This window comes from Nonomuraea diastatica, from assembly GCF_004349015.1.
GTDB classification, from domain to species: domain Bacteria; phylum Actinomycetota; class Actinomycetes; order Streptosporangiales; family Streptosporangiaceae; genus Nonomuraea; species Nonomuraea diastatica.
Window position 1 is genome coordinate 1 of record NZ_SMKP01000142.1, and the last position, 19,192, is coordinate 19,192.

17 protein-coding genes are annotated in these 19,192 nt (G+C 71.5%); 8 read left to right on the plus strand and 9 right to left on the minus strand.

What is annotated here, in order from left to right; all coding sequences use genetic code 11:
- The first annotated feature begins 384 nt into the window (after positions 1-384).
- Complete coding sequence (locus tag E1294_RS36795) at positions 385-1,254, plus strand: LysR family transcriptional regulator (protein ID WP_132515594.1); 870 nt, start codon at positions 385-387, stop codon at positions 1,252-1,254.
- Positions 1,255-1,585: 331 nt separating this feature from the next.
- On the opposite strand, the gene E1294_RS36800 is transcribed toward E1294_RS36795, so the two are convergent.
- Entirely contained in the window at positions 1,586-2,932 is a 1,347-nt protein-coding gene (locus tag E1294_RS36800; RefSeq protein WP_132515595.1) for a sensor histidine kinase, read from the minus strand.
- Complete coding sequence (locus E1294_RS36805; protein WP_132515596.1) at positions 2,925-3,599, minus strand: response regulator transcription factor; 675 nt, start codon at positions 3,597-3,599, stop codon at positions 2,925-2,927. Before E1294_RS36805 ends, E1294_RS36800 begins: the two co-directional genes overlap by 8 nt.
- 446 nt (positions 3,600-4,045) lie before the next feature.
- On the opposite strand from E1294_RS36805, the gene E1294_RS36810 reads away from it, so the two are divergent.
- The 3 genes from E1294_RS36810 to E1294_RS36820 all read left to right on the plus strand — a co-directional run bounded on the left by E1294_RS36810 (position 4,046) and on the right by E1294_RS36820 (position 7,174).
- On the plus strand, positions 4,046-5,221 hold the full coding sequence (locus E1294_RS36810; protein ID WP_132515597.1) for a LolA family protein: 1,176 nt from the start codon (positions 4,046-4,048) through the stop codon (positions 5,219-5,221).
- Complete coding sequence (locus tag E1294_RS36815) at positions 5,218-6,204, plus strand: ABC transporter ATP-binding protein (RefSeq protein WP_132515598.1); 987 nt, start codon at positions 5,218-5,220, stop codon at positions 6,202-6,204. The genes E1294_RS36810 and E1294_RS36815 overlap by 4 nt, the downstream gene beginning before the upstream one ends.
- A gap of 82 nt (positions 6,205-6,286) precedes the next feature.
- On the plus strand, positions 6,287-7,174 hold the full coding sequence (locus E1294_RS36820) for an ABC transporter permease (protein WP_246083555.1): 888 nt from the start codon (positions 6,287-6,289) through the stop codon (positions 7,172-7,174).
- A 122-nt stretch (positions 7,175-7,296) separates the two neighbouring features.
- Here E1294_RS36820 and E1294_RS36825 read toward each other — a convergent pair whose 3' ends face one another.
- Together E1294_RS36825 and E1294_RS36830 are read right to left on the minus strand one after the other, a co-directional pair.
- Positions 7,297-8,025 (minus strand): YcnI family copper-binding membrane protein, encoded by a 729-nt coding sequence (locus E1294_RS36825; RefSeq protein ID WP_132515600.1) that lies wholly within the window; start codon positions 8,023-8,025, stop codon positions 7,297-7,299.
- Positions 8,026-8,068: 43 nt separating this feature from the next.
- Complete coding sequence (locus E1294_RS36830; protein WP_132515601.1) at positions 8,069-8,605, minus strand: MFS transporter; 537 nt, start codon at positions 8,603-8,605, stop codon at positions 8,069-8,071.
- A gap of 130 nt (positions 8,606-8,735) precedes the next feature.
- Here E1294_RS36830 and E1294_RS36835 point away from each other — a divergent pair, with 130 nt between their 5' ends.
- A complete protein-coding gene (locus tag E1294_RS36835; protein ID WP_246083556.1) occupies positions 8,736-9,209 on the plus strand; it encodes a hypothetical protein in 474 nt (157 codons plus the stop codon).
- Here E1294_RS36835 and E1294_RS36840 read toward each other — a convergent pair.
- The 3 genes from E1294_RS36840 to E1294_RS36850 are packed head-to-tail and all read right to left on the minus strand — an operon-like array spanning position 9,206 to position 11,434.
- On the minus strand, positions 9,206-9,955 hold the full coding sequence (locus tag E1294_RS36840; protein ID WP_132515602.1) for an ABC transporter ATP-binding protein: 750 nt from the start codon (positions 9,953-9,955) through the stop codon (positions 9,206-9,208). The two genes, E1294_RS36835 and E1294_RS36840, sit on opposite strands and share 4 nt — an antisense overlap.
- 2 nt (positions 9,956-9,957) lie before the next feature.
- A complete protein-coding gene (locus E1294_RS36845; RefSeq protein ID WP_132515603.1) occupies positions 9,958-10,746 on the minus strand; it encodes an ABC transporter permease in 789 nt (262 codons plus the stop codon).
- A complete protein-coding gene (locus tag E1294_RS36850) occupies positions 10,739-11,434 on the minus strand; it encodes an ABC transporter permease (protein WP_246083557.1) in 696 nt (231 codons plus the stop codon). Before E1294_RS36850 ends, E1294_RS36845 begins: the two co-directional genes overlap by 8 nt.
- Positions 11,435-11,719: 285 nt before the next feature.
- Here E1294_RS36850 and E1294_RS36855 point away from each other — a divergent pair, with 285 nt between their 5' ends.
- The 3 genes from E1294_RS36855 to E1294_RS36865 all read left to right on the plus strand — a co-directional run bounded on the left by E1294_RS36855 (position 11,720) and on the right by E1294_RS36865 (position 15,397).
- Entirely contained in the window at positions 11,720-12,709 is a 990-nt protein-coding gene (locus E1294_RS36855) for an alpha/beta hydrolase (protein WP_165977665.1), read from the plus strand.
- A 95-nt stretch (positions 12,710-12,804) separates the two neighbouring features.
- Positions 12,805-13,641 (plus strand): siderophore-interacting protein, encoded by an 837-nt coding sequence (locus E1294_RS36860; RefSeq protein WP_132515604.1) that lies wholly within the window; start codon positions 12,805-12,807, stop codon positions 13,639-13,641.
- 202 nt (positions 13,642-13,843) lie between these two features.
- A complete protein-coding gene (locus E1294_RS36865) occupies positions 13,844-15,397 on the plus strand; it encodes a serine/threonine-protein kinase (protein WP_165977666.1) in 1,554 nt (517 codons plus the stop codon).
- 101 nt (positions 15,398-15,498) lie between these two features.
- Here the strand turns inward: E1294_RS36865 and aceA are convergent, their stop codons facing one another.
- Positions 15,499-16,782, minus strand: coding sequence for an isocitrate lyase (aceA, locus tag E1294_RS36870; RefSeq protein ID WP_132515606.1), 1,284 nt, complete (start codon positions 16,780-16,782; stop codon positions 15,499-15,501).
- A gap of 275 nt (positions 16,783-17,057) precedes the next feature.
- Entirely contained in the window at positions 17,058-18,995 is a 1,938-nt protein-coding gene (locus E1294_RS36875; RefSeq protein ID WP_132515607.1) for a ligand-binding sensor domain-containing protein, read from the minus strand.
- Positions 18,996-19,192: the final 197 nt, after the last annotated feature.

Consider the following 19,192-nt stretch of genomic DNA (forward strand, 5'->3'; position numbering starts at 1 on the left):
GGACGGTGAGGGGAATGTTGCGGGGGGTGCTGTGGAGGCGGTGGTGGTTGCCGGGGCGGATACGGGCCGCCCCCCTGCGGCTGCGGCTGGCGGTAGCCCGGTGGCGGCCACGGCAAGGAGGGTGGCCGTTGTGGCTGCCCTGGCCCTTGTGGCGGGGGTGGATACTGCCCGTTCCCTGTCACCGTGTCTCCCCGTTCACGTGGTTGTCTGGTTTCAGTGGCTTTGCGCCGCGACTTGGCGGACCCTTGCCAAATTTGGGGCAAAAGCATACTGATTTCTCACCCGTCACGGATGTAGCGGTACTCGGTTACGGTCCGAAATCATTCGAGGTGATCTCCGCTATCTTTCGGTCCCGACGGCGGGTGGTGTCCTAGCTTCGTTGGCATGAATCTCCAGCAGCTCCGCTATGTGGTCGCGACTGCGGAGCACCGCACCATGACCGACGCGGCAAGATCGCTCTACATCGCGCAGCCTGCGCTCTCCCGCGCGATCCGCGATCTGGAGCGAGAGCTCGGCATGACGCTCTTCGCTCGCTCCGGCCGCGGCGTGGTCGTCACCGCGCAGGGTCGCCGGGTGGTCAAGCTGGCAAGGGAGGCGCTCGACGCGGTTCACGAGATCGAGGGACTGGCCAACCATGCCGGGACCACCGAGGCCGAGCTCCGCATCGCCGCCACACCCAGCCTCGAACCCGGTCTCGCGGGGCGGTTGTTGCCCGCCTACGCGGCCCACCACCCGGGAGTGCGCGTGCACATCGTCCGCTGCGACGGCCGTGACGGCGTCGTCAGCGCCATCAGGGATCAGCGGGCCGATCTTGGGCTCACCGATCTCCCCGTGCCCACCGACCTCATCACCCACCCGCTCGAACGCCAGGAGATCGTGCTGATCTCCCCGCCCGGGCTCGAACTCCCCAACCCCGTGCCGATGGGCAAGCTGAACGGCATGCGCCTGGCGCTGCCGGCCCGCGGCAGTCTGCGGCGCAGGGAACTCGACGCGATGTTCGGCAAGTTCGCGGTGACGCCCGTGGTCGTGCTCGAAACCGACGAGCGCAACGGCTGGCTCAACGCGGTACGCGCCGGTCAGGCGTCCCTGCTGTGGTATCGCGGCATGGCCGAGCAGGCCGGTCGCGCCGGTCTGGTGGTGCGCTCGCTCGAGCCCGCCGTGCGCCGGGTCATCGCGGTCGTCCACGCCCGCCGCCGGTTGCCGCTCATCGCCCAGGACTTCCTGGCCACCGCAGAAAAGGGGACAGCCGCCTGACCACTTCCGGAACGCTCCATTTCCCTCCACGTCCATCCGACAGGGCCCGGATCATCCGAGCCCGGGGGGCCCGGCGAGCACGCCGCGCCACGGCAGGGCCCCTGAAGGCCGCAGACGACGTCGTCGCCGGCCCCTGATCCCCCAGCACCTCCCGGAACCCCCGCCGGCGTGTGCCTTCCTGGCACGTGACAGACGCCGTCCAGGCAGTCCCCGGCGAAGAGCGTCCTCGCGTACGACGCGGCGCAGGGCTCCGGCAGGATCGCCCGCGCCGCCTGACACGCGCACCGAGCCCGAGGCAGGGCTGTGGCCGCTCAGGTCCAGCGGGCCAGGCCTAGCGGGACACCGGCAGCCGCACCACGGCCCGCAACCCCGGGCCGGCGTCCTCCAGCGAGACCGTGCCGCCATGCGCCCGCACGGTCTCGCGGACGATCGCCAGCCCGAGGCCGGCGCCGCCCTCGTCGCGGCTGCGCCCGGAATCGAGCCTGGTGAAGCGGTTGAACACCCGATCGCGGTCCTGCTCAGGGATGCCGGGGCCGTCGTCGGTCACCGTCAGCACGCCGTCGGCGGTCAGCGCCACCTCGATCTTGGAGGCGGTGTGGCGTACCGCGTTGTCCATCAGATTCGTCAGCACCCGGCTCAGGTCGAGGGCGTCGCCGCGCACGACGACCGGGTCGCACACCGTCAGCCGCGCCTCGCCGTACCGGTCGACGACCTGGCGGACCACGTCGTCGAGGTCGACGGGCTCGCGCCTGGCGGGCACGCCACCGCGCTCGTCCAGCCGGGCCAGCGCCAGCAGGTCCTCGGCCAGCCTGGACAGCCGCATCGTGTCCTCGAGCACACCCTCGGCGGTCTCCTGCCAGTCCTGGCCGTCTGGATGCCCGAGCGCCACCTCCAGCTGCAGCCGGATGCTGGCCAGCGGGCTGCGCAACTCGTGCGCGGCGTCGGCGACCAGCGCCCGCTGGCGCTGCTCCGCCTCCTCCAGCCTGGCCAGCATGTCGTTGAGAGTGGTGGCCAGCGAGTGCACCTCGTCCCGCGACTGCGGCACCGGCAGCCGCCGCGACCTGGCCGTGTGCGTGACCTCCGAGGCGCCCCTGCGCAGGGCGGCGATCGGCTGCAGCGTCCGGCCGATCATCAGCCAGCTCGCCACCGCGAGCAGCACGACCAGCGCGGGCGTGCCGACGAACAGCACCCTCGCCGCCGTGCCGAGGCTCGTCTGGATCTCGCTGATGGGCCTGGCCGCGACCACGGTCTGGCCGCGGTCCGCGCGCAGCACGATCACCCGCAAGAACCCCGGGATCGCGTACGGCCGCCCGTCCAGCAGCGTGGCCTGCCCGTCCGCCAGCACCTTCTCCCTGGCCTCCGCGTCGAGCAGCGGCACCAGCCGGTCGGCTCCGTACGTGACGTGCGTGATCCGCCCCCGGTCGTCGATGACCTGCACGATCGTGCCGTCATGGGTCGTGATCGGGCTGGTCAGCGTCCCGGCGTCGGCCGCCACGCGCACGGCCTGCGCCTGCGCCCTCGTCGACTCGTCCACGGTGTCGATCAGGGCCCGGTCGAGCACGCTGAGCAGCACCGACGCCGACACCGCGAGCGCCAGCGCCAGCACCGCGGCGGCCGCCACCGTGAGCCGGAACCGCAGGCCCTGCCGCCGCCACCAGACCAGCGGCGAGTCAGCCACCGTCGCCCGCCAGCCGGTAGCCGGCGCCGCGCACGGTCTGCAGCGCGTTCCTGCTGAAAGGGGCGTCGATCTTGCGCCGCAGGTAGCCGACGTACACCTCGACCACGTTGGGGTCGGTGTCGAAGGTGTCCCACACGTGCTCGAGGATCTCCGACTTCGACACCACCTCGTCGCGCCTGCGCATCAGGAACTCCAGCAGTGCGAACTCCCTGGGCGTCAGCTCGATCGGCCGCTCGCCCCGCTCCACCCTGCGCCGCGCCGGGTCCAGCGACAAATCGCCCGCCACGAGCACCGACGGCCGCCGCCCCGAGTCGCGCCGCAGCAGCGCCCGCAACCTGGCCACCAGCACCACGTACGAGAACGGCTTGGTCAGATAGTCGTCGGCGCCGAGGTCGAGCCCGTCAGCCATGTCATACTCGCCGTCCTTGGCCGACAACATGAGAATGGGCACCCAGTTCTCCTCGGCGCGCAGCTGCTTGCACACGTTGTAGCCCGACAACCTCGGCAACATGATGTCGAGCACCACGACGTCGTAGTCGCCGTGCCGGGCGGCGTGCAATCCCTCCTCGCCGTCGTGGGCGAGGTCCACCGCGAACCCCTCAGCCTGGAGCCCCCGCTGGAGCGCGGCGGCCATCCGCCGTTCGTCCTCGACGACAAGCACTCTCATCGGACACCTCCGAGGACGCCCACGGCTTCAGGCGGAGGACTCGGATCCCCTGCGGAGCAGGCCAGGGCCCGTCCGAGCGCCGCCGAGGCGATCGGACGCGCCATGGGTGGCGCCGGTGCCATCTTTACTCTCGCCTTCCCTTCGGTTACCGAGCGTGGAAGGACTGCCGCCGGCCCGGCGGGATCTGAAGCCTGTGGGGGCCACGTAAGACCGGTCACTGTCGCTCCTTGGAGTGTGGTGGGGCGGTCGCCGGTGAAGCAGGAAGGTCCGGCTCGCGAGAGCCGCGATCCCCCTCGGTTCACGAAGGGGAGGAGGTCAAGTGGCGATTCTCCTGTCCTTGGGCTGAGACGGCGCTGAGAAGCCTGAGAGCCGTCTCAGAAAGTCTCAGGTCCACCTAAGGATGCATGACGCAGGCTCTGAGCATCGACATACGGTAAAGGAGTGAGATGCGCAGAGGAACGTACGTGAGGTGGGGGGTCCCGGTCGCGGCGGCGGCCGTCATCGGAGCCGCGATCGGCGTCGGCCCCGTGATCGCCGCCGTGAGCGGCGATCCCGTGCTGCCGGAGCGCTCGGCCCAGCAGTTGCTGGCCGACGCGGCGGCGGCCAACAGCAAGGCGGGCGGCGTCCCGCCGATGTCCGGCACCGTCCAGCAGACGGCGTCGCTCGGCCTGCCCGCACTGCCGCAGACCGCCGACACGTCGCCGCTCAGCCTGCTGTCCGGCTCGCACGAGGTGAAGGTCTGGTACGGCGCCCACGACAAGATGCGGGTGGCCATCCCGACCCAGCTGAACGAGACCAACCTCATCCTCAACGGTGAACAGGGCTGGTACTGGGACAGCTCCACCAACACCGCGACCAAGCTGACGGTCAAGAAGGGCGCCGGCCCGGAGCACAAGACGCCGATGCCCCAGCCGACCGATCTGACGCCGCAGCAGGTGGCGGAGCGGTTGCTGGCCGACGCCGAGAGGTACACCGACGTCCGGGTGATCAACACGGCGGAGGTGGCGGGCCGCCCGGCCTACCAGCTCGTGCTGGCGCCCAAGGCGGAGGGCTCGCTGGTCCAGGAGGTACGCATCGCGCTCGACGGCGAGACGTACGTCCCGCTCCAGGTCCAGGTCTACGCCAAGGGTTCGGCTGAGCCGGCCTTCCAGGTCGGCTTCACGCAGGTGACGTTCACGCCGCCGGCGGCCGAGAACTTCGCCTTCACCCCGCCCGCGGGCGCCAAGGTGGAGGAGAAGACGCTCAGTGACCAGCACGGCGACCAGCACGGCGAGCACGCGGAGGAGCGCGCCGAGAAGGCCGAGGACGTCAAGGACCGCGTGAAGGTCGTCGGTGACGGCTGGGCGAGCGTTGCGGTCCTGCCGTTCGACCAGAAGGAGCTGGCGGCCAAGGCCGCGCAGACGCCGGAGACGCCGGAGAACGGCGAGCGGTTCGGCGGCGACGCCGACCCGAGCGCGCTGCTCGACAGCGTGCTCAAGTCCGCGACCCCGGTGAGCGGCCCGTGGGGCACCGGCAAGCTGATCAAGACCAAGCTTGTCACCGCCCTGCTGACCGACGACGGCCGCCTCCTGGTCGGCCCGGTCACCCCGGAGGAGATCACCAAGGCGGCGGGCATCAAGTGACCGCCGTCACACAGGAAGCGGGGGCGCCTCTCGGGGCGGCCCCGCCCCCGGGGGACGGCTCTGGGGAGAGCGCGATCGTCACGCGCGGCCTGACGAAGCGTTTCCGCGGGGGCCAGGTCGCCGTGGACGCGCTCGACCTGGCCGTGCCCCGCGGCTCGGTGTTCGGCTTCCTCGGGCCGAACGGCTCGGGCAAGACCACCACGATCCGCATGCTGCTCGGCCTGGTCGCGCCGACGGCCGGCGACTACTCCGTGCTCGGCCTGCCCCTGGCCCAGGCGCTGCCCAGGGTCGGCGCGGTGGTCGAGGGCCCGGCCTTCTACCCGTACCTGTCGGGCGAGGCCAATTTGAGGCGGTTCGACGCCGCCGACCCGACCGCCCCCGGCGGCACCGCCGGGCGGCGCATCGCCGAGGCGCTGGAGCGTGTGGGACTGTCGGCCGCCGCGGGCAAGCGCTACCGCAACTACTCGCTCGGCATGCGCCAGCGCCTGGCCATCGCCGCCGCCCTGCTCGGCCCGCGCGAGCTGCTCATCCTGGACGAGCCGACCAACGGCCTCGATCCGCAGGGCACGCGCGAGGTCCGCTCGCTGGTCAAGGAGATCGCCGCGGACGGCACCACGGTCTTCGTCTCCTCCCACCTGCTGGCCGAGGTCGAGCAGATGTGCACGCACGCCGCGATCATGCGGACCGGCAAGCTCGTGGCGCAGGGCACGATCGCCTCGCTCCGCAGCGGCCTGGTCGTCCGCGTCCGGGTGGAGACACCGGACGCCGATGACGCGGCGCGGGTGCTCGGCGCGCTGGGCCTGGCCGACGTACGGCGATCCGGCGCCGAGGTCACGGCCGAGCTGGACGGGCGCGCGCCGGAGCAGATCAACGCCGCGCTGGTGGGGGAGGGCGTGGCCGTGCGCGGGCTGGCCGTGATCCGGCCCAGCCTCGAGGACGTGTTCGTCGGACTGACAGGGGAGGGCTTCGATGTCGACGGCTGAGCCGACGGCTGCGACGAGGGCGGGGTCGGCTGCTGGGCCGGCTGCTGGGACGCAGACCAGGCGCACGCCCGGGCTCGTGCCGGTGAAGGAGACCCTGCGGAGCGCCGAACGCCGGCCGCGGCATCCCGCCGAGCCCGGCACGCCGCCCGCCCGGGCACCGTGGTCGTTCTGGCGGCTGCTCCGCTCCGAGCTGGGGCTGACCTTCCGCCGGCCGCGCAACCTGCTGATGCTGGCCGCGCTGGGTGTCGTGCCGGTCGTCATCGGCGTCGCGCTGCGGGTCGTGGCCGGCGAGGACGGCATGGGCGGGATCATCGAGGACGTCGCGGGCAACAGCCTCATGCTGACGTTCGTCTCGTTCTCGTTCCTCGTGCTCCTGCTGATGCCGGTCGTCGTCAGCGTGGTGGCGGGCGACTCGATCGCGGGCGAGGCGGGGACGGGGACGCTGCGCTACCTGCTGGCCGCGCCGGCCGGGCGCACCCGGCTGCTGGCCGTCAAATATCTCAACGCGGTCGTCTTCGCGTACGCCGTCACCGCGGTGGTGGCGCTGTCGGCGCTGGCGACCGGGCTGGCCCTCTTCCCCGCCGGGGACGTGACGCTGCTGTCGGGCACCACGATCTCGATGGGCGAGGGGCTGCTGCGCATCCTCATCGCCGTCGGGTACGTGGGCGCGGGCATGGCCGCCCTGGCCGCCGTCGCGCTGGCCCTGTCGACCTTCACCGAGGTGTCCATCGGGGCCATCGCCGCCACGATCGTGCTGATCATCATCTGCCAGGTGCTGCGCGCGATCCCGGAGCTCGGCTCGATCACGCCGTACCTGCTGCCGACGAGGTTCACGAACTTCGACGCGGTGCTGCGCAGCCCCGTCGACACGGCGGCGCTGGGGGAGGGGCTGCTGGCGTTCGGGGCGTACGTCGTGCTGTTCGGCTCGATCGCCTGGGCCAGGTTCTCCGGCAAGGACATCACCTCCTGACCACCCGCGCCCGGCCGGCCGCTCCACGCGGCCCGGGCCGGGGCGTACCTTGGACGTGCGTCGGGCGGCCCGGCCGGCCGCGGGCGGAGGGGACCCGCGGACCGGGCCGCCAGGAGGTGCCGCTAGGAGGTGGGGCGGCGGCGGAGGCCGAGGAAACCGATCACCACGCCGGCCACGCCGGCCACCAGACCCGCGCCGCCCAGCAGGCGGGCCGTCCCGTCGGACGACGACGCGGCCGCCACGGGGGCGACCGACGGCGTGGCGGCGGCCCCAGCAGTGGACGCAGCAGTGGACGGTGAGGCGGAGGCCGCCCCCTCGCCGGCGGCGGGCACGAGCTTGAGCAGCGGGGCGGGGTGCTCGGCCTCGGTGCCGTCGGCCTTGGGAGCCTCGGACCAGTCGACGACCTCGCCTCCCGAGTAGGTCTGCTTCGTCGGGAACATCAGGGAGTCGGTGTCGGTGGGCAGTTGACCCATGGACACCTCGAACTCCTGGAACTGACCCGGCTCGATCTTGCCACCCGACCAGACGACCTTGGTGACGGCCTCCTCCAGCTCGCCGTACTCGGTCGTGACCGGCGCGGGCAGCTTGCCCTCGGTGACCTTGACGTCCCACCCGGGCACGGGCTTGACCGACACGAAGGCCAGCGGGTGGTCGGCGGGGAAGGAGACCTCGATCTTGGTGGTCGAGGCGTCGTCGCGCTCGTTCGGCACCCGGAAGGCGACCTTGGTGAACGAGCCCTGCTCGGCGGTGCCGGGCTGGACGGTGACGTGAGCCAGCGCGGGCAGGGCGAGGCCGACGGTGAGAGCGGTGGCGGCGGCGAGCACGGTCGCCGCACGGCGTACGAAGGACATGCGGAATCTCCACTTGGTCGAAAGGTGATGGGGTGTCAGACGGTCAGGCGGGAAGTGGAGGACCACGCCTGGCCACGCAGTGCCGGAAGCCCGGCTGGAGCGGCACCACCCTGGTGCGGACGATCGGTGCGGCGGGCCGCGTGGAGGGCACGGCGACCGGTGCGAGCAGCACGAGCCTGCGGCCGATGCGGCGCAGCAGCGACCAGATGGCGGCCTCGCCACGCGAGAGCCACAGGCCCGTCATCAGTGTGGCCGTCAGGTGCGTGAGCAGCATGCCGGTGCTGACGGCCAGGCCGCCCTGGGCGTGGCCGTGCACCGAGACGTAGGACGCGCCCTCGCCCGCGAACAGCTCGTGCAGCCCGAGTTGCGCGCCGACGAGCACGAGGTTGATCGTCGGCGCCGAGCGCTCCCTGCCGCACAGCGCCAGCCCCAGCGCGGACACGCCCGCGAGCCCGAGTGCGGCGGTCCATGGCGCGGGGGCCACGCCGCCGCCCAGCACGTGGGCCAGGGCGGCGAGGGTCACGCAGACGGCGGCGAAGGCGGCCGTCCGCGCGAGCCTGAGGGGGAGTCGCGCGCGCATGAGTGTGCCCCATGTTCTCACGGGGCAGGGGCATATGAGGCCCTGAGGCCGAAGCTGTGCAATGCCTGGGCCGAATATGGCTTTTGTCGCTAGGGTCGTGCCCACCACGTCGACATTGAGGTGAGAAACGTTGCGGCACTTAGCTGGATTGCTCATCGGGCTGGTGGTGACGGCGGCTGTGCTGGCCGGCGGGGGATGGGCCGTCCAGCAGGCGGCCGGAAGCTCCGCGGCGACCGCACCCGACAGCCAGACGTTGTGGATCGCGCTGGGTTCGATGGCCGCGGTCGGGCTGGTGGTCGGCCTCGTGGTGGCGGGCCGGGTCTCTCCGCTGGCGACGTTCCTGCCGTCGATGGTGCTGCTGGCCTGGACGGTCGTCTACGCGCTCGACGTGAACAGGGCGCTGTCGTTCATCCCGGCCGAACCGTCGATGCACCAGCTCGTCAGGGAGGCCGGCGCCGGCGTCAGGACGCTGCTGACGACCGGAGTGTTCGCACTCCTCGGCGTGGCCCTGTTCATCCCCGTGCTGATGCCGTCGCGCTGGTCGCGGCGGGACGACGACCTGGACGAGGAGTACGAGACCACGCCGGAGAGCAGCTACTACTAGGTGGCGCCGCTGCCGGTGTAGAGGCGGGCGACCACCTCCTCGATGCTGGACTGGTCGGGGGCCGTGGCCATCAGGTCGCCGAGCGTCCCGTCGAACGCCAGCCGCCCATGGTCGATCAGCATGACCCGGCGGCACAGGCGCTCGATGTCCCCGAGGTCGTGCGTGGTCAGCAGCACGGTCGTGCCGCGCTCGGCGTTGAGCCGCCTGAGGAAGTCGCGGATGCCGGCCTTGCTGACCACGTCGAGCCCGATCGTCGGCTCGTCGAGCACGAGCACGTCGGGCGCGTGCAGCAGGGCCGCCGCGAGGTCGCCGCGCATGCGCTGCCCGAGGCTGAGCTGGCGCACCGGTGTGCGGATGAACGCGCCGAGGTCGAGCGTGTCGGCCAGCTCGGCGAGCCGCGAACGGAACGCAGCGCGATCTACTTTGTAAAGGTGCCGGATCAGTTCGAAGCTGTCGGCCAGCGGCAGGTCCCACCACAGCGTCGTACGCTGCCCGAACACCACACCGATCCGCCGGGCGAGAGTCGTGCGCTTGCGTGACGGATCCAGGCCCGCCACCCGCACGGTGCCCGAGGTCGGCGTGAGGATGCCGCACAACATCTTGATCGTGGTGGACTTGCCGGCGCCGTTGGGGCCGAGATAGCCGACGAACTCTCCCGGCGACACCGCGAACGACAGGTCGCGCACGGCGTGGACGAGTCTTCTCTTCACCTTGAACGAGCGCCCGGCCCGATCAAGCTCGATCATGGTCAACTCCCCGTGGATCGGTAGTGTCTGATGCCCTGCCGCCAGGCGAGCGCGGCCGCCAGAGCGAGGGCCAGCGCGGCGGCCGGCCCGAGGAAACGCATGAACTCGGGCGTGCCGAGGGGGTCGTCCCTGCCCAGCGCGTACAGGCCCGGCTGCCAGTTGACGAAGGCCAGCGGGAGCACGTAAGTCACGCTCCTGACCAGGTCGCGGGCGTAGATGCTGAGCGGGTACTGGGTGAGCTGGTGGCCGCCGTAGGTGAAGGCGTTGACCAGCTCCGGCGCGTCCGTGAGCACGAACTGCGCCGCGCCGGCCAGCGTCCAGAGCGCGGCGAAGATGACGATCCCGGTGATCACCATGACGGGGATGATCCAGGCGCGCCGCCAGTCGAGCTCGAGCGCGGCGACGGCGTAGCCGAGCACGAGCACCGCCTGCAGGACGCGGCCGATCCTGTTGGCGTTGAAACGGTCGGCGCAGAGCTGGAGCCACGCGCTCACCGGCCTGATGAGGAACGTGTCGAGCGTGCCGGCCTTGATGTGCTGGCTGACCCGGTCGATGTTGCTGACGAACATGTCGCAGATGGCGAAGGACACGCTGGCGGCGCCGTACAGGAAGAGCACCTCGTCGCGGGAGAAGCCGACGAGGGTGGTGGTGTTGGCGAAGACGACCAGGATCACGGCGACGTCGAGCGCGGTCGTGACGAAGCCGAGCACGATCATCAGCACGAAGGAGCCCGGGTAGGCGGCGGCGGCGCGGGTCCAGGTCCAGGCCAGCCGGGCATAGGTGCTAACCACCCTGGATCACCACCTTGTGGCGGATCGCCCTGGTGCCGAGGGCGCCGAGTCCGAGCAGGACCGCCGCCCAGAAGGCCTGGAACGCGAGCGTCTCCATGACGGGGGCCTTGCCGAGGTAGAGGTCGGTGGGCAACTGGACCATGGCCGCCCACGGCAGCGACCTGGCGACGTCGGCCAGCCAGCCGGGGAAGATGTGCAGGGGCACCATCATGCCGCTGAAGAACGTGGTGAGCACCATCGACAGGACGGCCACGCCTCGGTCGTCGACGAGCCAGCAGACCGACAGCGCGATCAGGTAGCGCCAGCCGAAGCTGACGACGATGGCGAGCGCGAAGCCGGTCAGGAACGCCGCCCACTGGCCGGGACCGCCGGGGAGGACGACGCCGAACACGGCCGCGCCGACCAGCATGGGCGGGATGCCACGCGCCAGGAAGAGGTAGGCGGCCCTGCCGACGTCCTCGGCGAGGGTCCAGGCCTGGAGCGGGGCGGGGCGGACGAGGTCGAGCGCGATGTCGCCGCTGCGGATGCGTTCGGGTATGCCGAGGCCACCACCGAACAGCTGCATCGGCGCGATGAACGCCTGGGTGACGAAGCAGTAGGTGATGGCGTCGGTGATGTCGTAGCCGGCCAGACCCGGGCGGGCCTGCCACAGAGCGATGAGGATGTAGGCGCGCAGGATGCCGAACACGCTGTTGGTGAAGGCGCCGGCGAGCGCGGCTGCGACGTAGGTGGCGTGCTTTCTGAAGCCGTACCGGACGAGCCGGGCATAGAGCGGTATGGTTTTGCACCTCCGGAGGGTGACGACACGGTGGCATGCCGTGTCCGGACCCGTGCACGGGTCTGCCGATGAGAAGCAGGAAATTATCCGTTGCGGTCCCGGCGGCTCGCAACGCGTTTTAGCGCTGCGGGATCCGATACTTACTGGCCGGTAGGAGCGGGCGAGAGGGGGAAGGGGACTTACTGGAGGACCGATATGCGGATCGACGGGGACGTAGTTCCTGACTATCCCCTGAGCTGGCAGGCCCGCGCGCTCACCGGTTTCATGCGCGGCACGTTGAAGCCCGCGTCCATCCTGTTGATGCGCCATCCGCTGGCGCTGGTCTGCGCGGCCAGGCTCGGGGATCTCGCGCGGCTCGTGCAGGTGCCGTATCCCGAGCATGTCGCGATCGTGCCCGCGACGCTCTCGGCGTGCGGCGGCGAGTGGGTACGCGGCGGGGAGGGTCTCGACGAGCGCAAGGTGGTGCTCTACTTCCACGGCGGCGGATACTTCTCGTGCTCGCCGGGCACGCACCGGCCGATCACGTGGCGGTTGTCGGCGGCGGCCCGGCGTCCGGTGCTGGCGCTCGACTACCGGCAGGGGCCTGTGCACACGCTGGCCGACTCGCTGGCGGACGCGATGGGCGCCTACGACTGCCTGCTGCGGCGCGGCCACGCGGCCGGGGACATCGTGCTCGCCGGCGATTCGGCCGGCGCTCACCTGACGCTGGCTACTCTGCTCGCGCTGCGCGACCGGGGGCTGCCGCTGCCCGCGGCGGCGATCTGCCTGTCGCCGTGGGCGGACCTGACCGATGCTCCGCGCCACGCGAACCGCCGGCAGGACCCCATGCTGCCGGCCGGGCGGGTGCGCTGGCTGGCCCGCAGGTGGACCGCCGGGCTGGATCCGCGGGATCCGCTGGTGTCGCCGGTGCACGGCGACTTCACGGCGCTGCCGCCCCTCATGATCGTGACGGGGTCGACGGAGGTGCTGCGCGACGAGGGCAGGCGCGTCGCCGAGCGGGCGCGCCAGGCCGGGGTGCCGGTCAGGTACGAGGAATGGGACCGCATGCCGCACGTCTTCCCGATCCTGGCTGACGTGTTGCCGGAGGCGCGGCTGGCATTCCGGCACATGGCGAAGTTCCTGGGGGCGGTGGCCGGCCGGCCGGGTTCGCCGAGGGATGTGGGCCCGATATGGGACACGGCATGAGTGGTGTCGTGTCCTTTTTCGGCGATCGGCATGCGGCAGCAGATCGACACCATGTAAGGTTAGGTATACCTAAGCTGAATCAGGGGGCTGTGCGAATGGCTGAGAAGCCCGCAGATCATCATAGAGGCGTCGTCCTGCGGACCGAGTGGACCTCGCGGCACATGGTCCGCGTGGTCCTCGGGGGCGACGGGCTCTCCGACTTCGCCACCACGGGGCTCACCGACCACTACGTGAAGCTGGTCTTTCCGTACGAAGACGTCGACTATCCCGAGCCCTTCAGCGTGAAGACGTGCCGTGAGACCATGCCGCGCGAGCACTGGCCACGGCTGCGCACCTACACCGTGCGCGCCTGGGACCCTGACACGCGCGAGCTGACCCTCGATTTCGTCGTGCACGGCGACGAAGGGCTGGCCGGGCCGTGGGCCGCCGCGGCGAAGCCGGGGGACGTCCTGCTCATGCTCGGCCCCGGCGGCGGCTACCAGCCCGACTCCGAGGCGGGCTGGCACCTCCTCGTGGGCGACGAGAGCGCCCTGCCCGCGATCGCGGCCTCGCTCGAAGCGCTGCCCCAAGGGGCGGTCGCCCACGTCCTGCTGGAGGTGGACGGGCCCGGCGACGAGCAGAAGCTCGACACCGCCGCCGACGCGCGAATCCTGTGGCTGTATCGAAGCGGCCGTCCGGTGGGCCATGCGCTCGTGCAGGCGGTGCGGGAGCTGGAGTTCCCCGAGGGAGACGTGCACGCGTTCGTGCACGGGGAGGCGGGGTTCGTGAAGCAGCTCCGCCGGCACCTGCGGCTTGAGCGGGGCGTCCCGCTGGACCGGCTGTCCATTTCCGGTTACTGGCGCGCGGGGGTGGACGACGAGGGCTGGCGGGCGGTCAAGAAGGACTGGAACCGCCAGGTCGAGGCGGAGGAGGCCGCCGCGATCGCCTCCTGATCCCCGCCCTCGCGGGGGGACGCACCGCCACTTCCGTCACACGGCTTCCTCACCCCAGAGGAACGATCGCCTTACCTCTGATACCGCTTATGCAAGACATGCGGAAAGCCTGCCTGGATGCGGTCACAGTGTGCTGTGCCGTGTTCCAGACAGGAAGGGCGAAACCCGGATGGCGCGTGGTGCGAGCGACATGCCTGCCGGCGTGCGACCGCTTACGGTGGGCGACCCGGTCATCATCGGGCGATATCTGCTGCTGGGGCGCCTCGGCGCGGGCGGGATGGGAGTCGTCTACCTGGCCGAACACCCTCGGGGCGGCCTGGTGGCGCTCAAGACACCACATGCGGTGCATCTCAACGATGCCACGTTACGCACCCGCTTCGCCGAGGAAGTGGCCTTCTCACGCAGACTGGTGCCGTTCTGCACGGCCGCCGTCGTCGAGGACGGCACCGACCAGGGCCGGCCCTACCTGGTCACCGAGTACATCCCGGGCCCCGCGCTCTCCCGGGTCGTCCTGGCGGAGGGGCCGCTGACGCCCGACCGCGCCTACGGCGTGGCGCTCGGCGTCGCCGCCGCACTGGTCGCGGTCCACGAGGCCGGGCTCGTGCACCGGGACCTCAAGCCGGGCAACGTGCTGCTGTCCGCGAAAGGGCCGCGGGTCATCGATTTCGGCATCGCCCGCGACGTGGACACGCTGTCCGCCCACACGCAGGCCGGGCAGGTCATGGGCAGTCCCGGGTGGGTGGCGCCGGAGCGGCTGACGGACCAGTCGACGGACAGGGCGCTGCCGGCGTCCGACGTGTTCGCGTGGGGGTGCCTGGTGGCGTTCGCCGCCACGGGGCACCACCCGTTCGGGAGCGGGGAGGCGGATGTGCTGACCCGGCGCATCCTGTTCGAGCCGCCGCGGATCGAGGGGGTGCCCGCCCTGCTGCGGCCCGCTGTCGAGGCGGCGCTGGCCAAGGAGCCCGCCGACCGCCCCCGGGCCGCCGAGCTGCTGCGGGTGCTGCTCGCCGCCGGCGGCGTGGGCGATCCGTGGGATCTGCGCCAGGTCGTCGACGAGGTGCTGAGCGAGATCTGGACCGCCGTGCCGTACCCGCAAGGAGGGGGGCGGGTACGGCACGGGGGCGCCGGGACGGGGTCCGGCGCGCTCGCCGCGGCCTCCGGGGAGGCGGGGTTGGAACGATCCCGCAGGCGCCGGAGGGCCAGGGCCGGAGCGAGCCTGTCGCATGCCAGCTTCGCCGCGCTGGCCACGGTGTCGATCGCGGCCATCACGGTGATCGCGGCGTCGGGGGCGGACGGCGCGCCCATCGGGGGCGGCTCGCTGCTGCCCGGCGACCCGCCGCCCGCCGTGCGGCCGGAGGGCAGCGCCGCGTCCACGACGCACCCCGTCGCCACCCTGGCAGGGCGCGTGCCGCCCACCCGGACCGTGCGGGCGACGGCGCCCGCCACGCCCACGGTGTTCGTCACGCGCACCCGTACGAAGGAGGGCGCCGGCAGCCCTTCGCCCCATCGGTGGGACACGTTCAGGCCGCCGCGGGGCCGCCCGTCCGGCGCTGCCCGGCCGGAGGAGCCCCGCGGGGACGGCCCCGGCGCGTGCGCGGACCCGGCCGGCAGGAGGCGCGGCGCCATGGCCAGGCGGGACTGCCCGCGGCCGTCATCGTCGATCAGCACGATCCCCCAGGACGGGCCCGGCGAGTCGCCGGGTCCCTCCACGCCCGGCCGGGACACCCCGACGCCGACGCCCACCGGCTCCTCATGAGGCAAGGCCGCGCCAGTGCTGGGGAGGACTGGCGCGGCCTTTCCCTGTGAGTGCGCCGGCGAATCCTCGATGCCCTGGAGGTGGCCGGCGCGTGCAGGGGCTCAGCGGGCGAACTGCTCCTCCTCCGTGGAGCCCTTGAGCGCGGTCGTGGAGGAGTCGGGGGCCACGGCCGTGCTGACCAGGTCGAAGTAGCCGGTGCCGACCTCGCGCTGGTGCCGGGTCGCGGTGTAACCGCGCGCCTCGGCGGCGAACTCCGCCTCCTGCAACGCCACGTACGCCGGCATGCCGTCGCCGGCGTACCCCTGGGCCAGGTCGAACATGGAGTAGTTGAGGGAGTGGAACCCGGCGAGCGTGATGAACTGGAACTTGTACCCCATGTGTCCCAGTTCCCGCTGGAACTTGGCGATCGTGGAGTCGTCCAGGTGCTTCTTCCAGTTGAACGACGGCGAGCAGTTGTAGGCGAGCATCTGCTCCGGGTGCTCGGCCTTGATCGCCTCGGCGAACTCGCGGGCCACCTGCAGGTCGGGCGTGCCGGTCTCCATCCAGAGCAGGTCGGAGTACGGCGCGTACGCCAGGCCGCGCGCGATGCACGCCTCCAGACCGTTCCTGACCCGGTAGAAGCCCTCCGCGGTGCGCTCGCCGGTGGTGAACGCCTGGTCGCGCGGGTCCACGTCACTGGTCAGCAGCGTCGCGGCCTGGGCGTCGGTCCGCGCGATGATCAGTGTGGGGACGCCGCAGACGTCGGCGGCGAGACGGGCGGCGTTGAGCGTCTTGATGTGCTGGCCGGTGGGGATCAGCACTTTGCCGCCGAGGTGGCCGCACTTCTTCTCGGAGGCGAGCTGGTCCTCCCAGTGCACGCCGGCGGCACCGGCCGCGATCATGCCCTTCATCAGCTCGAAGGCGTTCAGCACCCCGCCGAACCCGGCCTCCGCGTCGGCGACGATCGGCGCCAGCCAGTGCGGGCTCTCGACGCCCTCCGACCAGGTGATCTGGTCGGCGCGCAGCAGCGCGTTGTTGATGCGGCGCACGACGGCCGGCACGGAGTCGGCCGGGTACAGGCTCTGGTCCGGGTAGGTCTGCCCGCCCAGGTTCGCGTCGGCGGCGACCTGCCAGCCGGACAGGTAGATCGCCTTCAGGCCCGCTCTCACCTGCTGGACGGCCTGGTTGCCGGTGAGTGCGCCGAGGGAGGCGACATAGTCCTCGGTGTGCAGCAGGGCCCACAGCCGTTCGGCGCCGAGCCGGGCGAGCGTGTGCTCTTCCTGGACGCTGCCGCGCAGCCGTATCACGTCCTCGGCGCTGTAGGTGCGCTCGATGCCCGCCCAGCGCGGGTCGTCGTCCCATTCGTCGTGCAGCTGCTGCGCAGCTCCCTTGAGGCGATCCGTCATGATCACTCCTTCGTCGTCCCCTGGGGCTTACGCCGAGTCTTCTGCCCCCGACCCCACGGTCGAAAGTCGGCGACGAGGATAAGATTCATGGATATTTCCGATATCTGCACTACTGGACAGTATTCTGATGAGAAGAAATCCATAATTTTTCGTCATATGGCGCCCTCGCGCTCGTTCGCGAACTTCGGTGCCCCGGCGGACACGAGTACGGCCACCACGTGTCCGTTCGGAGCCGGTGAGCGCACCTGACGATCACGTGGCGGCCGTGGCCGATGTCACCTGTTGCCGCTGATGGCGATGCGCACCAGATTGCGGTCCTTGACTCCGTACAGGGCGCGGCGGGAGGGGTCGAGGGCCAGCTTGGGCTCGCCGCCGAACCACTGACCCGCCAGCCCGGTCACGATGGCCTTCGCGGTGAACGTCACCAGGTCGATCTTGTACACCTTGTCGCCGTCGCCGCAGTACGCCACCCGGCCCACGACGAACAGGTCCCCGCCCTTCGCGCCGACCCGGAGCGTGCGGGTGACCCTCCGGGCCCGCGGGTCGAACTCGAAGACCACGCCCGTGCTCGCCATGCCGTACACGTGCCTCGGGCCGAGCGCGAGCGCGGAGATGTGGCGGGCGTCGGGGACGGGCTCGGCCTGCCACAACAACGCGCGCGCCGACAGGTCGTAGGCGGCCAGGCGCGCGGTGGAGGTGACCGGCGGCAGGCCGAGGCCCTCCTGGGTGAGCGTGCCGAGATAGGCGATGCCGCTCCGGGTGACGACCGAGTAGACCGTCTGGCGCTCGACAGCGGGGCGCTGGGTGACGTACTCGCCGGTGCGCGGGGAGTAGAAGGACAGCGCGCCGTTCATGTGGCCGGGCTCGGGTTGGGTGGGCATCACGAGCACGCCGGTCCGGTCGTCGTAGGCGAGATCGCGCGGCCGGTCCTGCTGGTTGCCGGTGCGCGCCAGCAGCCTGGCCTCGGTGTCGCCGGCGCGGTGGGAGTAGAGCGCGGCCTGCGTGTAGACGCCGAGATAGGTGGTGCCTCCGACGGTGAGCATGGTCTTCGGCTCGCCGGGGATGGACAGCCGGGTGACCGCGCCGGTGGCCAGGTCGTGGATGTCGGCGCCGCTCTTGCCGCCGACGTAGACACGCTCGCCGTCGGAGTGCACCGACATCGGCTCTTCCGCCGCCGCGCGGAAACCGCGCTGCACCAGGTTGCGGTAGTCCAGCGCGCCGGTCGCCGGATCGTAGACGAACACCGCGTTGTCCTGCACGCCGTAGACGCGGCCCTCGTGGGCCAGGATGCGGTGGGTGGCGGCCTCGAAGTACGGCACGCCGAGGACCTCCAGATCGCCGGTGTCCAGCCGGCAGCGGTAGAAGGTGCCGGTGGGGCGCCCCGCGAAGTAGACGTGGCCGTCGTGGATGAGGACCGAGACGATGTACTTCTCGCCCGGGGCCGTGGCCTTGACGACCCTGTGGTCGGACGGGTCGGCCTTGTTCAGGATGACCAGCTCGGCCAGCGAGTTCATGCCTCCGGCGATGTGGGTGCCGGAGACGTCCATGCTCGACACCCAGTCCCGGTCGGCCAGCTCGGACGGCAGCAGGTCGCGCCGCTCGCCGGTGGCCCGGTCGATCGCGATGAGATGGGCGTTGGCGCCGACGCCGGCGTAGACGTGCGTGTCGTCGGCCTGGATGGCGCGCACGTACGCCTCGCCCGGCACGGCCTCGCCCAGATCGCGGGTGGCGCCGGTGGCGGGGTCGTACTCCTTGACCTTGCCCGGCTCCGACGTGCCCAGGTAGACCTTGCCGTCGGGGGAGGAGGCGAGGGTCCAGATGAAGTGGTCGGGGAAGGAGGCGACCTTGGTGACCGAGCCTGCCACCGTGTCGAGCTTGTACAGGTCGGACTTGGCGTGGGTGCCGACGTAGACGTCGGTGCCGACCTTGCACATCGCCCACACCCCGATGCCCGTGGGGATGTCGAAATGGGCGGTGACCGAATCCTCGGCCAGGTCGTAGGCGCCGACCACGTTGGGCGACAGCCCGCGCGATCCGGCGTAGAGCACGCCGCCGACGAACTCGGCGTTGCCGAGAGGGCTGGCGACGCTGGCGGGGCCCAGGTCGGTGAGCGTGCCTTCGGCGGGTGTGGCGGCGCGCGCGGCGGTGGCCGGCAGACCGGCAGCCACCGTGGCGGCGGTGGCAGCCTGCAGGAATCGACGGCGGGGGATCATGTGCGCCTCCCTGGTGCGGTTTCGCCGCACGCTATAACGGCCTAGTCCGTAATGTCTAGATCGCGAACGGGCTCCGCGGCTCGCGCCCGGCCCGGCCGCTCCCACGCCGACCCGACACCGGCCCCGCGGCCCAGGGCCGACCAGGAGCCCGCGACCGTCCCGGGGGCGGTCCGGGCGACCGGGGGCCGGCCGGGAAA

Excerpts from the sequence above, each read along its gene's own strand:
- E1294_RS36825 (WP_132515600.1), bottom strand. The coding sequence starts at position 8,025 with ATGTCCTTCGTACGCCGTGCGGCGACCGTGCTCGCCGCCGCCACCGCT.
- E1294_RS36840 (WP_132515602.1), bottom strand. The coding sequence starts at position 9,955 with ATGATCGAGCTTGATCGGGCCGGGCGCTCGTTCAAGGTGAAGAGAAGA.
- E1294_RS36805 (WP_132515596.1), bottom strand. The coding sequence starts at position 3,599 with ATGAGAGTGCTTGTCGTCGAGGACGAACGGCGGATGGCCGCCGCGCTC.
- aceA (WP_132515606.1), bottom strand. The coding sequence starts at position 16,782 with ATGACGGATCGCCTCAAGGGAGCTGCGCAGCAGCTGCACGACGAATGG.
- E1294_RS36875 (WP_132515607.1), bottom strand. The coding sequence starts at position 18,995 with ATGATCCCCCGCCGTCGATTCCTGCAGGCTGCCACCGCCGCCACGGTG.
- E1294_RS36795 (WP_132515594.1), top strand. The coding sequence starts at position 385 with ATGAATCTCCAGCAGCTCCGCTATGTGGTCGCGACTGCGGAGCACCGC.
- E1294_RS36855 (WP_165977665.1), top strand. The coding sequence starts at position 11,720 with ATGCGGATCGACGGGGACGTAGTTCCTGACTATCCCCTGAGCTGGCAG.
- E1294_RS36810 (WP_132515597.1), top strand. The coding sequence starts at position 4,046 with ATGCGCAGAGGAACGTACGTGAGGTGGGGGGTCCCGGTCGCGGCGGCG.
- E1294_RS36860 (WP_132515604.1), top strand. The coding sequence starts at position 12,805 with ATGGCTGAGAAGCCCGCAGATCATCATAGAGGCGTCGTCCTGCGGACC.
- E1294_RS36830 (WP_132515601.1), bottom strand. The coding sequence starts at position 8,605 with ATGCGCGCGCGACTCCCCCTCAGGCTCGCGCGGACGGCCGCCTTCGCC.